Source organism: Glaciimonas sp. GNP009 (genome assembly GCF_054343755.1).
In genome coordinates, this window is record NZ_JBTGUV010000004.1 from 418,647 (window position 1) to 434,664 (window position 16,018).

Below are 16,018 nucleotides of genomic sequence, written 5' to 3' on the forward strand. Positions count from 1 at the left end.
GTGCTGGCAAAGCGCAAATACCAAATGGCACGTATAACGTCGCGCTCAACCCTTCTAAGGCTTCGGCTATCGATTGCTTCAAACCAGCTTTATATGCATTCGGCGAGCCACAGCATGATTGCTGGGGCTCGCCGAAATTATTTTAAGGGGCCAAAAGTATCGTGATATCAATTAAGACTATCGACTGACTGATGAATTAAACATTACACGTTTTAATGCCCATCAAATAGCTTCATGATGCTGCGCTTCTCGTCGTCTTCTGCTGTCGCGGGAGTGCCATCTTCATTTGTTCCCGATCCTCCGCCAACTCCCAATGAAGCAATGAAGCCGTTCCCTGGAGTGAAGTTATCGAAGAATAATTCATTGTTAATGGTAGTGATACCCTCGGGCATTGGCATCTGTACCTGTGGAACGCCACGCAATGCACGCCCCATATAACTGACCCAAATCGGTAATGCCAATTGTGCCCCAAACTCGCGGCTACCAAGAGTCTTCGGCTGATCAAAGCCCATCCATGCGACGGCGACCAATGAGTTTTGATAACCGGCAAACCAGCCATCGAAAGCGTCATTCGTTGTCCCTGTTTTACCGGCAATGTCAGTACGACCCAACACGTTAGTACCCGCACCCGTGCCACGCTGCGCCACGCTCTGCAACAAACTGGTCATGAGATAGCTATTGCGTGCATCCAGTACTCGCGTTGCGTTCTGACCTGCTATTTCAGGCTGTGCGCGCGACAATGCTACGCCATGTGCATCCACGACTTCAGAGATCAAATACGGATTGACGCGATACCCGCCATTTGCCAGCACCGCGTAAGCTCCGGCCAGTTGCAGCGGCGTAGTCTGACCAGCACCCAGAGCTGTCGGCAGATACGGAGGAATTTTGTCCCGGTCAAAGCCGAAATGTGTGGTCACAAAATCTTGCGCATATTTAGCACCGATAGCATCCATCAGGCGCACAGTCACCAGATTCTTGGAGCGCTGTAAACCGGTCCGCATTGGCATTGGTCCATCCGGCGTATCGTCATCTTTCGGCTCCCAATTAGGTTGCCCGGGACCGCCCGGAAAAGAAACCGGCGAATCGTTAATGATCGACGCCGGACCGAAACCCTTTTCAAGAGCGGCGGAGTATATGAACGGTTTAAAAGTCGATCCCGGCTGACGCCATGCTTGCGTCACGTGATTGAATTTATTTTGATTGAAATCAAAGCCGCCAATCAATGTCTTGATCGCGCCGGTTTGCGGCGTCAGCGCCACCAACGTCGCCTCGACTGATGGTAGTTGAGTGATTTGCCATCCTTTTGGTGATTGCATGACGCGAATCACTGAACCAGGTTGAATGCGGTTATTTTTGGCAGCTTTTGGACTCAAGGCTGCAGCGGCAAAACGCAAACCCTCACCACTTACGGTGACCACGGTATCGTTACGCAGCATAACTTGCACTTGCTTACTGTCTGCGCTCAGTACCACGCCCGGCACAATATCATCGTTATCGGGCTTGTTATCAAGCGCATCACCGACGGCGTCATCGCGCTCATCGCCATTTGACGGTAATACAATCAATCCTTCCGGGCCTCGATATCCATGCCGACGATCGTAATCCATTACCCCTTTGCGCACCGCATCGTAACCAGCCTGTTGATCAACTGAGTTGAGAGTCGTAGTGACGCTTAGACCGCGGGTATAAATCTCATCTTTATACTGGGTATACAACATCTGACGGACCATTTCAGTCGCATATTCGGCATGTACGCTGTAAGTATTTCCGGTCGTCTTGACTTTGATATCTTCGGCGAAAGCCTGATCATATTCCGGCTGAGTGATGAATTCGAGCTGTAGCATGCGCTTTAAGATGTATTCCTGGCGAATACGCGCGCGCTTGGGGTTAACTACCGGGTTATAAGCTGACGGCGCTTTTGGAAGTCCGGCGAGCATCGCTGCCTGTGCCAGCGTGACATCTTTTAACTCTTTACCAAAATAAGCCCGAGCCGCTGCGGCAAACCCAAATGATCGCTGTCCCAGAAAAATCTGGTTCATATAGACTTCAAGAATCTGGTCTTTTGTTAAGGCATTTTCAATTTTGTAAGCCAGCAAAATTTCATAAATTTTACGCGTATAGGTTTTTTCGCTAGATAAAAATACGTTACGTGCAACTTGCATCGTAATCGTACTAGCACCTTGCGAAGCCCCGCCGTGCATAATATCAGTGCCAATTGCCCGCAGAATACCGATCAGATCGATTCCGCCATGTTGATAGAATCGCGCATCTTCAATGGCAAGCACGGCATTTTTCATGTTAGCCGGAATATCCTGCAACTTCACCAGGCTGCGGCGCTCTTCGCCAAACTCGCCAATCAAAACATGATCAGCGGTGTAAATGCGTAGCGGCACCTTGGGTCGATAATCGGTGATAGCGCCTAGATCCGGCAATTGCGGCTGCATCACCACCAGTGCGTAAGCTATCAGCAAACCACCAATGACTGCACCGGCAAGCACCACGCCGCCGATTGTGAATAACAATCCATGCAATAACGTGCCGTTTTGTTTTTTTGGCTGATGGAGGTGTGCCCTCGTCGATGTCAATTCCGCTAGTTTGGATTTGTCGGCAGGAGGTTTCAAATTGTTTTGTCGAGATTTTAATGTAAATAGCATAACGATATTGGATGGAATTAGCCCCATATCCTACAACATGCAGCGCGAACTACCCAGAATCGTCTGTAAGAAGAAGTAACTTTATTAAAAAAAGTAAAAATCTGGTTTAGGAAGTAGAGGGAAATTGGATAAAAAACCAATAGAATACGGTGCTAATTCAACAACAATTCAACAATAAGTCGATACAGATTCGATAGATCAGACAATAAGAAGTGATCGAATCATCTCGTCGGTAGCGCTGGCTGCCGCTTGCGGCGTCTGCAACGGGAACAAATGACCACCGGGAAGTAGTTTTATGTGGCTGCCAACCAATCGTCTGGTCGCTGCCATACCTGCTTGACGACACTCAACTGAATCAATCCCGCCGATAAAACCAACCGGGACCGGATAAGGTGGCCTCACAACCTGACCCAAGTGATGGGGTAAGGTCAAATAAACTGCTGTTTCAATTTCACGCTTAAAACGCAACGCTACACTTCCAGACTGCTCTACGGTGCCGTGCTCAACGTAATCGCGCAACACTTCTTCGGGCCAACTGGCGAACACCGGTTTAGTGGAGAAGTGCTGATAAACCGCCTCGGCATCGGGCCATTGAATACGACGGCGCTGCGAAAACCGTGCTGGAGACCAACGTCGGTCAAGCCCCAGCGCTTTCGCCAATCTAAATACACCGGCTCGCCATCCTACGGTTACGGGCGCGTCTAACAGCACCACGCAACGTACCAGATCAGGGCGCTGTCTTGCGACCATTAAGGATAAAATTCCGCCCAGCGAATGACCGACCAAAATCACTGGCTGTTGATAGCGCACAAGCAATTCATTGACAAACTCTTGCACTAGCGCGGGCCAACCATCTGTTACCGGATAATCTGGATTATGGGCATGCATTTCCAGGGCATGGACATCGTAATTCTGACTTAACAGATCAAGAAAACGGCGATACGTTCCGGAAGGAAAGCTATTTCCATGCGCAAAATGCACAATGGGACGGGGCGACGGGATTTGGGAAACCATGGATGAAATATTCGTAAGTGTGCTTGTAACGGTATTTAATAGAGTCATTGCGGGCAGTGAAAAGTCCTTATCCACGCACACGCAGGATTTAATAGACTCTATTAAAAACCATAAGCGTTGTTTGTCACAAACCAAATTTTAGAGCCGGCGCTCAATGATCGTCTCAGCGACCATACCAATAACGTTTATGTTGCTGGCGATACTCCGTCACATCAAGCGTGCTGCCAAAATGTAAAAGTATTGCACCAGATTGATCATTGCGTACATTGCGAATACCTAATTGTTGATAACGTTCCAACACTTGCGCCTGAGGATGTCGAAATCGATTGCGATAACCCATCTGAAAAATTGCCACAGACGGATTAACCTCTTGCAAAAATGCGCTGGTTGAAGAGGTTCCACTACCATGATGCGGTACGAGCAGCACTGTCGATTTTAAACGACCGGGCGCATTCGGCGTCATGACGCTATCGGTGGCAATCGCTCCTTTATCCTGTATCAATTGTCGCTCCTGCGCCTTCTCTATATCGCCGGGAAGCAGGATCGACAAGTCACCGTTGGTAATTTTGAGCGTGCAACTCATGGTATTCGCCTTGCCCGATTTTCGATCCTTACGTTCGTTATTTTCATAATTATGCTTTGCAGGAAATAGCATATCAAACTGCACGCCATCCCAATTCCATGACTGTCCGTCCTGACACCGAGTGTGGCCCGGTGAGACAGCAACAATCCGATGATCAGGGGATAAAGATGAGTACACACGATCAACCTCAATCGCCTTTATCACGGACATTGCACCGCCGGAATGATCGCTATCCGAGTGTGAAATCACCATCGTATCAATCGCGGTGATCCCTCTGGCCTTTAGATACGGCACGATAATCCTGCTACCGGCATCGGACTCAGGCGAGTAATAAGGCCCCGTGTCATAAAGCAAGCGATGCCCGGAAGTTTCAATCAGCAGGGCCATACCTTGCCCGACATCAAACGCAGTAACCGTCATCTCACCCTCCGCGGGCCGCGTTGCGGAGTGTAACAATAACGGTAACCAGCCAATCAGGGCTAACCAGCGTAACGGCCAGCCGCGTGGCGCCAATAACCACAGCGTGGCAGCCATCGCGATAGCAAAAGTCCACGCTGGCGGCAACGGCGCTTGCCAGACAGCCAGCGGAAAACTGCTGAGCCATGTCAATACTGTTGCCAGCCAATCCACCAGAATATGCGCCAGCGTTAATACCCATCCCGATAAGGGTGCAGGCAACATACTGCCCATCAATGCCATCGGCGTCACTAACAGGCCAATCAACGGAATGGCAATGGCGTTCGCGAGCGGACTTATCAGGGATATTTGTCCAAACAAAAGGATCGTCATTGGCACTAATCCGATTGTCACGACATATTGGGTATAAGCGCCGTTTTTTATAGGATCGAGCCACACTCTGGCGGGAGTATTGGGAACCAAAGCGGACGCATCAATTAACTGCTTGGTGCGGCCAACGCTAGCATACAAAATCGTACCCACCGCGCCAAAAGATAGCCAGAATCCTGGAGAAAGTACCGCCCATGGATCGCGTAGCAATACCACCATTAGGGCGATACACAAAATATGAGAAACACTGGCAATCCGTCCGGTCCAGATGGCCAATGCGACCATCAATAACATATACAAGGTTCGCTGAGCAGGCAAGCCAAAGCCTGCCAATAATACGTACAACAAGGCCGCAGCCGCACCGGCTAATACTGCCGCTTTCTGGGCGGGTAGACGCAACGGTAAAGTGTTGCCGATAAAAAAAGACCGTCGCCATAACGCCGACATGATTGCGGCAAAAAGGCCCGCAATCATCGTGATATGAAGACCCGATATGGAAATCAGATGCCCCACGCCAGTACGATTAAAAATTAGCCAGTCGTTTTGATCTACGGCACGCTGATCACCGATGACCAATGCGACTAAAACACCGACATATTTCTTTTCTGGCAAAGCCGCCAAAATACGTTGGCGAACCCAACCGCGCACCGCTTCTACACAATGACCGAAAGAGAAGACAAAGCGGTCTAATTGACGGTTGTTTAGTGACACATCTACTGACGAATCAACAGTTTCATCTGCGCTTAAAGAGGATGCCTTGTCAGCGCGAACATAGCCTGTTGCACGCAAATTTTGTTCGAGCAACCAAACTTCGTAATCAAATCCGTGGGGATTGGCATTGCCATGTGGTCGTTTTAAGCGAACTGTCAGCCGCCAGCGTGCGCCGGGTTCAATCTGACCAATGTCGCCAATCTGAACGCCGTCATTGGCTTGTTGCTTTGGTTGATGATTGAATGGGCGATACCAAGACAGCGCCAATTGGGATGGTATCGTTGGTGTTACGCCCTTTTGCGGTAAAACTTTTTCGACCGCAAAGTTAAACCGCACACCTTGTTCAAAATGGGTCGGCAAACTCGCAATGGTACCGATCAATGTGACGTCCCGCCCTTCCCACTCGACCGGCAACTCCTGTCGCAGATAATAGTGCGCAAACAGCGCCGCCCAGCAAAAGCCAAGTAACGCACCGCAAACAATCAGCCCCGTTATTTTTATCAGTCTATGCCGAAGTATCCCTGCGACTAAGCCAGCAAGAGCCGCCAACAAGCACACAATACCGATGAGAAAAGCGGACGGCAATGCTGCTTGAGTCTGTAAAAAAACCACACCGATTAAGAAACCAAGAATGAAACTCCGCACCGGCGACTACTTCAGCAGCGCAAGTCGTGGCAGCGCCGCGAGCGCGTTCGCGGTGGTTGCCTTGGCCAATTGCTCTGTTGTCATCCCGCGTAACTTTGCTAAAACTTCCGCAATCAAAGGAATTTGCGCCGGTGCATTCTTCTGTGGATGCAACCACGCTGGCGACATGTCCGGCGCATCGGTTTCGAGCACCAGTGCGGTCAGCGGCAACTCGGCCGCCAACCGTCGAATCTGCAAGGCGCGTGTAAACGTCATCGCCCCGCCAAACCCTAGCTTAAAATGTAGTTCGATAAAGGCTTCAGCTTGTTGAAAGCTACCGTTGAAGGCATGCGCGATACCGCCTCTTACTTTGATCCTACGCAAGTATTTTAACAACGTATCCTGAGAGCGCCGTACGTGCAACAAAACCGGCAAGTCGAATTCACGGGCAAGTTTTAATTGTTCGACGTAAAAATGTTCCTGCTTTGCGCGCAGCACGCCTTCGCCCAAACCCGGAACGAAGAAATCGAGCCCTATTTCACCAATCGCGACAAATAAAGGATCATCCATCGCCAGTTTGATCGCTGCCCGTAGCGCTAATAAATCGGATTCTTCGGCCTGAGGAACAAAAATAGGATGAATGCCAAGCGCGTAGGTGCAATTTGATTGCTCAGCCGCAATGGCCGCTACGGTGGCAAAGTTTGCCCGTTCAACCGCAGGAATGACGATCCACGAGACTTGATGCTGTAATGCCGCCTCGGCAAAGGTTGTCTGCTCGCCACCAAATTCGGCGGCGTCAAGATGACAGTGGGTATCGATCCACATGGGATGTGTCCTATAGAGCAATTTTTGATGGAGGTTTGCCAGCTATCTAGCGGGATTGGCAGATTAATATCGTAGCATGCGGTAATATCTGTCAACAGATCTAACACCTGAGTATTAGGAAAATTAGGGAAATTACGCATATTACTAATTTTAGAGAATGCACGTGTTTCGCGTTTTTTACGCTTTACCCGAACGCTGATTCTTTCGCATTTTTATATGGCGTAAAAATATTCATCCGTCTTCCAACATGCCATTAGCCCTATCAACCATATCAAACCATTCAGTGCGTCAGTACCCCGCAATAGCCTGATAACATGCTGATCGAAGAAAATTGAATTAAATCAGATGGATATACAAGAAACTACTCCGCTTGCGGATAACCAAACACTTGCAAAAATATTTGACCAGCGCGAATATCGCAATGCATTAGGCACGTTCACCACCGGTGTGACCATCATTACCGCGTGCAACGACAGTGATCTGGGCGACGGCATCGAAAAGCGCGTTGGCATCACCGCAAATAGCTTTAATTCGGTTTCGCTCGATCCACCCCTGGTTTTATGGAGTCTGGCAAAATCATCAAGTAGCGCGCCGATATTCGAAACGGCTGAATACTGGGCCGTACATATCTTGTCGCACGATCAGGACGCTCTGGCAAACCGCTTTGCCAAGCGCGGCGTGGCTAAATTCGCCGGACTTGAAACCGAAAAAGGGCTAGGCGGCGTGCCGCTTCTGCCGGCCTGCACCACACGCATGCAATGCAAAACGGCCTATCGCTATGATGGCGGTGATCACATCATTATGGTTGGCGAAGTGATGCACTTCGATCATTCCGATATTCCACCGCTTGTTTATCAGCGTGGCAGTTATGCCATCGCGACGCGCAAGGAACTGGCCGATGAAGCGGAAGCATTGATCAAAGCAACGACAGGTGCACGTATTTTCAATACCAGCGCGATGAGCCATTTACTCGGTAGCGCTTACTTCCAGTTATACGGAAAACTACGTGAATATGGTGCGCAACAAGGTTTGAATGATACCGAATTTTTTGTACTCAATACGTTAGCTGCACGCGAAGGGCTGAGTATTGAAGAGTTCAACCGTCTATTCGCTTACGCCGGTCATTCGCCGTTAATTATCGTGCTCGATGACATGACCGCGCGCGGGCTATTGCAGGCTGTGGCTGATCAAGGCGAGAAAAATGGCAGCGGTCTTTTCTACCTCACCGCGCTGGGCCGTGACCTAACGCAAAAAATTGCCGCAGCGGGATCGGAAATTGAGGCCGATATGATGGGGAAAATGGGTGCTGTTGATGCTATCGCTTTACGCACATTGCTACGTCGCTTCATTAACATTCCTGATGATCCCGTCGAATTTGACGAATAATCGCCATTTCAGTCGTCAGCAACCATCGCGGCGATCCTCTTATGATGGATCCCGCAGATAAGTTCTACAAACTATTTCTGCTGAACTTATCTTTTTTAACCGTCTAACAAATCTGGCTAAACCCTGCGAGCCGCACTCCGTCAATGATCCAGTGCAAGTCTTGCCACTTGCAAGACCTCTCCAGTCGTCGCATCCTGAACAAATGTCACTATTCCAAACTGATCAACCGGAACATCCCCTCCGATGCTATCGAGGGAGATGTTCTGCTGAATCTTTACCATGCCCGCTTTCAATGCAAACGGCCCCAACCAACGTCTTACAACAAACTCGTGATGAAGAGTGACGCCGCCATTTTCGCCAGCAGCGACTTTTGACACTAACTTATTCTGATATACAGCAACAAAGGCATTTTGCGTTTGCTTAGGATCTGTTGTGGTGCTGGGACTAATAATGTCGCGGGCTATGGCAGTCAAATCATACGACCGTGGCCCCCGCGCCTCGTTTGAGGTCACCTTGATCATAATATCGACAGGCGATGCTTGCGCGTTAATATGCTGAAGTGCGCTCTCGGCGGCACTCGCCGTACTCCACTTTCTGAGCTCACGCCCGCCTGCAAAGACCTCCGGCGTGTACACGACTTTGGTGTTGGCATAGTCGGCTAATGCTTGCTGGCGCAGTGTAAATGCATGATCACCGAATCGATCTTTCCAACCCAAACTATCCCAATAGTCGACGTGCAATGCCAATGGAATCACCATATCGGCGCTGACTTTTGAACCGATTTTAGCCAGCCATGCATCAGCGGGCGGGCAACTGTTACAGCCTTCGCTTGTGTAAAGTTCAACCAGCGCCACACGGTGAGCGGGACTTTTTGCGGTCAACTCAACTGCTTGCGCGGTGGATATCAAGCCACCGGACAGTACGGCTAACAGCGCATATTTATGCATGATTGAGATGACGTTAGAGATAGTAGAGGCAAACACGCGCAACTCCAAAAAGATGATGATGTCCTTTGGTCGCTGAGTTGGTTACTTCCTTACAGACACCTCCTAAACATCTTTAATATTATCAATATAATAATATTAAAACGACAATCCCCGGTCACAATACCAATACACACATTTAAGGATTATGAAACAGACGGAGCCCGATAGAGATTTACGACATCCCGATCCACCCGCACCAGGTTTTGTCCTGCATCGACAACAAACTCTGCACCATTGAAGGACGGACGCGTCAGCAATAAAATCGCCTCCGCAATATCAGACAGCGGCGCCACATACCCCAGCGGTGTTGAGCGCTCAGAGGAGTATTCAAAATCAGCTTGGGTCTGATCTCCGCTAGGCGTCATCAATCCAGGATAGAGGGCATTTACTCGCAGTACCGCACCACCAGATATGGCTAACATAGCGGTCATATTTCCTAGCGCAGCTTTCGCCACGGTATAACTAAAATCCTCAGGGTGGAAATTTGCGCGGACCTTTTGATCAACGACATTCACCACCACGCCTTGCTGACCACGTTGCTGGGCCTGCTGGAAAAAAGTTTGCGTGAGTAATAGTGGCGCACGGCAATTAATTTGCCAGGATCGCTCCAGATCCTCAAGTGCAAAATCAGCCAATGTGTCAGGAAAAAATATAGCAGCACAATTGACCAAGACATCAAGTCGCTCAAACGTGGCATAAGTGGCTAATATCATGGCCGACAATTCGACCGGATTAGATAGATCGGCGCGATGAGCGACGGCTTTATGTCCCGCTGCCTCAATCAACGCGACCGTCTCCTGCGCCTCAGCCTGCGAATTACCATAATGGACTACCACTGCATAGCCGGCCTGCGCAAAGCGCTCAGCAATCACACGACCGACGCGTTTGGCGGCGCCGGTTATCAGTACTACGGGTTGCGTCATATCGATGATCGTTCTAAATAGGTTTTTTATGCGTATTCGCGGCGGCGTGATCCATGAATTGCGCCATTCGCAAATCCAGTTCAGTGACGCCATTCGCATCGTGGGTTGCCAGTAGAACAACTACACGATTATAAACATTCGACCACTCAGGGTGGTGATCCATTTTCTCTGCCAGCAAAGCGACTTGCGTCATAAATCCAAACGCAGCATTAAAGTCGGCAAACAGAAAAGTCCTTTGAATGGCATCCCGGTCTTTCACTGCAGACCATTCGGGAAGACTCTGCAGGGCCGTAACTGCGCCGATATGTGATGGTCGTGTCATCGAATAATATCCATGTGTAAAACAGTAATTCTATCGTCAGAAGCGATACCGCGTCATCTGTCACGCCTACTACCTCGTTACTCCACGGTTGCATGTCATCCAAGAACTATGCGTTATAGGACGAAAACTTTGCTAACCCGCGCCAATCTTCGATTGCGTACATCGACATCATTGAACGTCATTACTCTTTATTATTGGTCAATAAACAATTACCTATTATAGGTTGTGTCTAAACGTACGCTAAGACGTGACTTTGTAACGAGTTGAATCGTTGCTTGTGGCAAATATTTTTACGGGTATAGTTTGCCTATATTCAACTTTTAGGGCACTTATGAAACGCTTCCTCTGCGCGGCAATGTTCGCCGCAATAAGCTGTACCGCGTTTATTTCAGCACAGGCAAACGCGCAGGTCGGGGTGAATATCATCATCGGCTCACAACCGCCGCCACCACGCTACGAACGCCTTCCACCACCGCGTGCAGGCTATATCTGGGCGCCAGGTTATTGGAACTGGGCTGGAGGTCGTCACGTGTGGCGACAAGGCTATTGGAACCGGGCACGTCCTGGTTATCAATATCAACGACCGCGCTGGGAGCAAGGTCGCGGCGGTTGGCAATTGAATCGTGGCGGCTGGGAACGAGGACATGGCGGTCGTCCCGATTATCGCGGCAATGGACGCCCAAATTACAACAATCATCGGGGTAACGGACGCCCGAACGGTGGGCGACATGACAACGGCAATCACGGCGGCCGAGACGATCACCGCGGCGGCAATCGCTAACAAGCAGACTAAAAAATAGTCGGCATAGCAATGAGGTGCACCATGAAGCAATGAAAAATCCTTTCTCGCAAATGCGACAAAGGATTTTTTAAACGAACATCACGAACCTGATAATTACCACTATTTTTTGTGCTTGGTTCTGGTCTGGATCGGAAGAATCAGCCACGTGCGGCATGACCGAACGCCCCTTCCACTTACCTCAAATCGTTCATCAATATTACTAGCGTAGTGTCCTCACTGTTTTGTCACATCAACGCGATGTTGTGCTGTCGCTTTGCGTCCACCATGCGTGCTTGCTACTTCCACTGTTGCATCATAACTACCCACTGGCAAGGTTGACAGGCTCAGTTGTTGTTCGGCTCCTTGCAAAATGTCACGGCCAGCTTCGTTAAGAATTTTCCAGCGGTATGTAGGTGCCGCGCCGGAGGCTCCCGCAAAATTTGCACTCGCTTTCAAGTTAGCCACTTGCCCTTCGATAATTGACGAGTCTCCAGTAATACTAGCCTTTTGTTCTACTACGCTAACGTTAATAGTGGCACGACTTTGTTCGCCGTGTTGATTGGTAACTGTCAGCGCGTAGGTGCCCTCGCCGATTTGGTCTTTGCCAACAATCGCGTCAGCATCTGCTCTATCAGCATAACGCAGGCTAAACGGTCCGCTTAATTTTTCCCATTTATAGTGTGTGGCGTAAAGACTCTTGCTACCTTCGAGTTTGTAAGCAAAACCTGTACTGGTGGTGCTTACAGCATTAATATTTCTTCCAACCACGGCTTGCGGAGGATTCACCGGTGGCGTGATATCGACCAGCGGCGGATAAAAATTAGCAACTACTTCGCGTCTTTCATCCAAACGTCGAGCGTTGTTTTCATACCGTTGAGTGCCCATCTCAGCACCTTTGTACAAAATGTCTGGATTGGAAAAGTAATTTAATCGGGCACACGAAGGTGAGCAGTTATAAGCCATGATAGTGCGCCATCTGCCCCCGCCAGTGCCGGCGGTGTGCTTATAACCATGTTGATACTCAGGTGTTCTGGTCGGCACACCACCGAACTGATCGAGGTCGTGACTGAGGCCCAGGTTATGTCCGATCTCATGCGCGAAACTGTAATAACCTGTCGCATAACTATAATCAACAACTGAAAAAGCAGTCGCTTTTGATGCATTGACATACCCCGTCCCTGCCGACGTATTTGATGTCGCCAGCATGACCACCACATCTGCGCGATGACTTTCTCTAAAACCATGGACCGGTGCACCTAATACCGGATCGTTCGTATTTTTAAGCTGAGATAGCATATTGGTGTACTTTCCCTTTTCGTCGTAACTGGCATCAAAGGTTCCGGCATATTCAAAAGTAATCGCGACACCGCTATTTTTTGCGCCTTGGTTTGCCTCGGCAAATGCGAGTTTAATCACCGCTTGCAGGTCCTTCGCTTTTGCGCGGGATTGATTCGTCGTCACAACCATGACGCGAATCGTGCTATGCGCACTTTTTAACTTTATACTATCGCTACCGTCAACAAACTGCGTATGCATGCCGTCGCCAGCTTCAGCGAGTATTTGCTGGAATTGGCGCTCTTGTTGGTCTTGCTGCGTATTATCGGCACTTCCATGTTCGGCGTGCTCGGCTTGATGTTCGACCGCGTCGTCTGCTTGATCGAGCTTACTGACATCGACTTTCACAATCGCGTGCCGTCCATTTTTGAGAGGCCAAATTTGATAAAGCTGGCCTTCATGGTGGAAGGAGCCAGTGATGTTTTCGCCATTGCGCACGAGGATGGCCTGGTTGGCAGCATCTGATGCATGTTCTTCGTCAGTCTCATCAGATGAGATTTGACCGCGCCATATACTGACGCCATCGACATCAGTTTCTGCTGTAAATTTTTTAAAATGTAATACATGACCATCATCTATTGGCAAAGCGATTTCGTCTTGCTGATCATTCACCAGTAAAGGTGTAGCCGTCGCCAGGCGCACTGATGCGGTCGCTGGCGCTGCCAATATTTCTGCCAAGCCGCTACTAGCCGCCGCAGCAGCCGTATTTATTGGAGAGTCGATATCGGTCTGTTCTAGTTGAAATAATTGGTTCTCCTCAATTGAATACGCCGATGCGCAGTAAATAAGGGACATAACTGTTGATATGGCTACCAATCGGAGTGTTTTTTTTATTGAGGTCATTTTACGGTCTGAAATAAATAGAAAAATCGAAGTAGAACGATTTAATCTGATGAAATAAAATTATAAAAATAAGAAGATTCTTGGCTTACATCTACGAATACGCTTGAATCAAATTTCCTGGCGAAAAAAACTGAAATTGACACGTTTCGAGAAGTGCAAAAACGGGCATAAAAGATAACGTCACCCATTATCGTGGGTGCGAATGAAGAAGGTAATGGGACAAACCCGGAGCGTGATAGAGACTATTCTTAGCTTATATAGACTCACCATAAGCAAAAAAATGAAACACAAACCTCTTTATGAGAATGAGTCGACATAGCGCGATTGATGTTTTTTTGAAGACATCTCTGGCGCAGTAATAACGTCATCACTTCATAAAAAAGTGACATCCCTCTTTTCTTGCGTTATCTTGGAATAAATACTCTTTTAAGAACCTGAGAATCTATCGCCAATACTCACTAGCGGGCGAAGGAGCAGCGCTGAAATTGACATTTAGATGCGTAAATGAATATCTAAAGCAACCTATCCGCCCCGGTTACGGTTGCTTTTAAAGAGATTAAGCAGGTTGCAATCGGTAAGACCAACCCGATTCATACACTTTTTTTTGTGAAGGATAATACTTGCTTTTACATACCATCTACCTGATAGCGATTGTTGCAGAGGCGATGTCAGGCGCGATCATGGGTATGCGCCGCGATATGGATCTTTTTGGAATTTGCATGATTGGCACAGTCACCGCATTAGGTGGCGGAACAATGCGCGATGTGTTGTTGGGCCACTACCCATTAAGTTGGATCGCCAATCCGGAATATTTACTCTTCACCATTAGCGCAGCGATCGTCACTGCGGCGGTGGCGCGCGTTCTCCATCATTTACGGACGGTGTTTTTAGTAGTTGATGGCTTGGGCTTGGTGGCATTTACGGTGATAGGGTGCAACGTTGCGATGGCTAGTGGTATGACGCCGGGTATCGTCATCATGGCTGGCTTGATTACCGGTGTTTTTGGCGGGTTGTTACGAGACGTATTATGTAACGAAATTCCATGGGTGTTACGACGCGAACTATACGCCACTGTATCGCTACTAACCGGTGCTTTATATGTTGGCCTACTTTGGATAAAAGTCGATACCAATGTCGCGTCCTTGATCGCGATCGGAACGGGCTTCTTGTTTCGATTATTGGCAATGCGATTTCACTGGCGATTGCCGCGCTTCAACGGTGACAGAATACGTGGGCTGGATTGATGCATGATGGCGTCGGCGCGGATATCAAAAGGTCCGCGCTGTCAGTAATTTATCAGAAAAAAATAACAACTCACGCATTGTTTCGTCGCAGAGTATAAACAGCATTTTAAGTGCAGCTCAACCCAATCGCTCAAGCAAGGCGATTGCGCCAGCCGGTGCACGTTCTTTGGCACCGTTGATAAAGAATACAAACACATCGCGTGCCACGTCTTGCTTCGTCTGGGGAGTGATGCGTGGAAACACATCCTGATCAACCGCACTACTCCCTACAGCAAGTTTGTTAAAGCGGGTCGCCCACGTATCAAGCGACTCGGGAGAGTAACCTGACTTTATTTCAGATTGACTACACATCAGTCTTGCATAGACAAAATCGGTACTGAAATCTGCAAAGGAAGGGTAATCCCTTGAGTCGGTGAAAACGCTCGCCATTTTGTATTTCCGCATCAATTTAAAAAAATCAGGGATCATAAAACTATCATGTCGCACATCCAGTACATGACGCAGTTTTATACCGTCAATTTTATTCGGAAGTAGTGAAACAAAAGCAGTGATGTCGGCAATATCACAGCGTTTGGTGGGTGGCAATTGCCATAGAATCGGGCCTAATTTTTCTCCAAGTTCCGCAATACCACTCTGAATAAAGCGCTCAACAGACTCACCCGCATCCGCCAGTATCCGCCGATTGGTGCTATAACGCGGTGCTTTCACCGAAAAGAGAAAGCCATCTGGCGTTTCTGCCGCCCATCGTGCGAACGTAGCGGGCTTTTGCGTACTGTAGTAAGTACCGTTTATTTCGATTGCAGTGACTTGGCGACTGGCGTATTCCAGTTCATGGGCATGAGCCAGACCTGCCGGATAAAAGTTGTCACGCCAAGGGGCGTAAGTCCAGCCACCTATGCCAACGCGTATGAAGCATTTACGGTTTTTCATCTTCGCTCCTTAGCAACGACGATGCTTTTATAATAACAACATATTAACGCAACGGAGAAAAAGGCGAACTG

Annotated in this window: 12 protein-coding genes; 3 read left to right on the top strand and 9 right to left on the bottom strand. The window is 48.9% G+C overall.

Annotation, left to right across the window (positions count from 1 at the left end):
• Positions 1-212 precede the first annotated feature (212 nt).
• From ACXX82_RS02925 to ACXX82_RS02940, 4 genes are all read right to left on the bottom strand, one after another.
• A complete protein-coding gene (locus ACXX82_RS02925; RefSeq protein ID WP_458563952.1) occupies positions 213-2,531 on the bottom strand; it encodes a penicillin-binding protein 1A in 2,319 nt (772 codons plus the stop codon).
• A gap of 321 nt (positions 2,532-2,852) precedes the next feature.
• Positions 2,853-3,668, bottom strand: a complete 816-nt coding sequence (locus ACXX82_RS02930; protein WP_458562377.1) for an alpha/beta fold hydrolase — start codon at positions 3,666-3,668, stop codon at positions 2,853-2,855.
• Between the two features lie 163 nt (positions 3,669-3,831).
• Complete coding sequence (locus ACXX82_RS02935) at positions 3,832-6,393, bottom strand: DNA internalization-related competence protein ComEC/Rec2 (RefSeq protein ID WP_458562378.1); 2,562 nt, start codon at positions 6,391-6,393, stop codon at positions 3,832-3,834.
• A 6-nt stretch (positions 6,394-6,399) separates the two neighbouring features.
• On the bottom strand, positions 6,400-7,197 hold the full coding sequence (locus tag ACXX82_RS02940) for a TatD family hydrolase (RefSeq protein WP_322239868.1): 798 nt from the start codon (positions 7,195-7,197) through the stop codon (positions 6,400-6,402).
• A gap of 345 nt (positions 7,198-7,542) precedes the next feature.
• Here ACXX82_RS02940 and ACXX82_RS02945 point away from each other — a divergent pair, with 345 nt between their 5' ends.
• Positions 7,543-8,583, top strand: coding sequence for a flavin reductase (locus ACXX82_RS02945; RefSeq protein WP_458562379.1), 1,041 nt, complete (start codon positions 7,543-7,545; stop codon positions 8,581-8,583).
• A 140-nt stretch (positions 8,584-8,723) separates the two neighbouring features.
• On the opposite strand, the gene ACXX82_RS02950 is transcribed toward ACXX82_RS02945, so the two are convergent.
• The 3 genes from ACXX82_RS02950 to ACXX82_RS02960 all read right to left on the bottom strand — a co-directional run bounded on the left by ACXX82_RS02950 (position 8,724) and on the right by ACXX82_RS02960 (position 10,814).
• Positions 8,724-9,566: a DUF1223 domain-containing protein gene (locus ACXX82_RS02950; RefSeq protein ID WP_458562380.1), complete on the bottom strand. Its 843-nt coding sequence runs from the start codon at positions 9,564-9,566 to the stop codon at positions 8,724-8,726.
• A gap of 146 nt (positions 9,567-9,712) precedes the next feature.
• A complete protein-coding gene (locus ACXX82_RS02955) occupies positions 9,713-10,492 on the bottom strand; it encodes an SDR family oxidoreductase (RefSeq protein ID WP_322239874.1) in 780 nt (259 codons plus the stop codon).
• Positions 10,493-10,505: 13 nt separating this feature from the next.
• Positions 10,506-10,814: a 4a-hydroxytetrahydrobiopterin dehydratase gene (locus ACXX82_RS02960; protein WP_322239876.1), complete on the bottom strand. Its 309-nt coding sequence runs from the start codon at positions 10,812-10,814 to the stop codon at positions 10,506-10,508.
• A 331-nt stretch (positions 10,815-11,145) separates the two neighbouring features.
• Between ACXX82_RS02960 and ACXX82_RS02965 the strand changes: the two genes are divergently transcribed.
• Positions 11,146-11,595 carry a YXWGXW repeat-containing protein gene (locus ACXX82_RS02965; RefSeq protein ID WP_322239878.1) on the top strand — a complete coding sequence of 150 codons (450 nt, stop codon included), beginning with the start codon at positions 11,146-11,148 and terminating at the stop codon, positions 11,593-11,595.
• A 234-nt stretch (positions 11,596-11,829) separates the two neighbouring features.
• Here the strand turns inward: ACXX82_RS02965 and ACXX82_RS02970 are convergent, their stop codons facing one another.
• Positions 11,830-13,725: a M12 family metallo-peptidase gene (locus ACXX82_RS02970; RefSeq protein ID WP_458562381.1), complete on the bottom strand. Its 1,896-nt coding sequence runs from the start codon at positions 13,723-13,725 to the stop codon at positions 11,830-11,832.
• A gap of 668 nt (positions 13,726-14,393) precedes the next feature.
• Between ACXX82_RS02970 and ACXX82_RS02975 the strand changes: the two genes are divergently transcribed.
• Positions 14,394-15,017 (top strand): trimeric intracellular cation channel family protein, encoded by a 624-nt coding sequence (locus ACXX82_RS02975; RefSeq protein WP_458562382.1) that lies wholly within the window; start codon positions 14,394-14,396, stop codon positions 15,015-15,017.
• Positions 15,018-15,134: 117 nt separating this feature from the next.
• Here ACXX82_RS02975 and ACXX82_RS02980 read toward each other — a convergent pair whose 3' ends face one another.
• Positions 15,135-15,947, bottom strand: a complete 813-nt coding sequence (locus tag ACXX82_RS02980) for a DUF72 domain-containing protein (RefSeq protein WP_458562383.1) — start codon at positions 15,945-15,947, stop codon at positions 15,135-15,137.
• Positions 15,948-16,018: the final 71 nt, after the last annotated feature.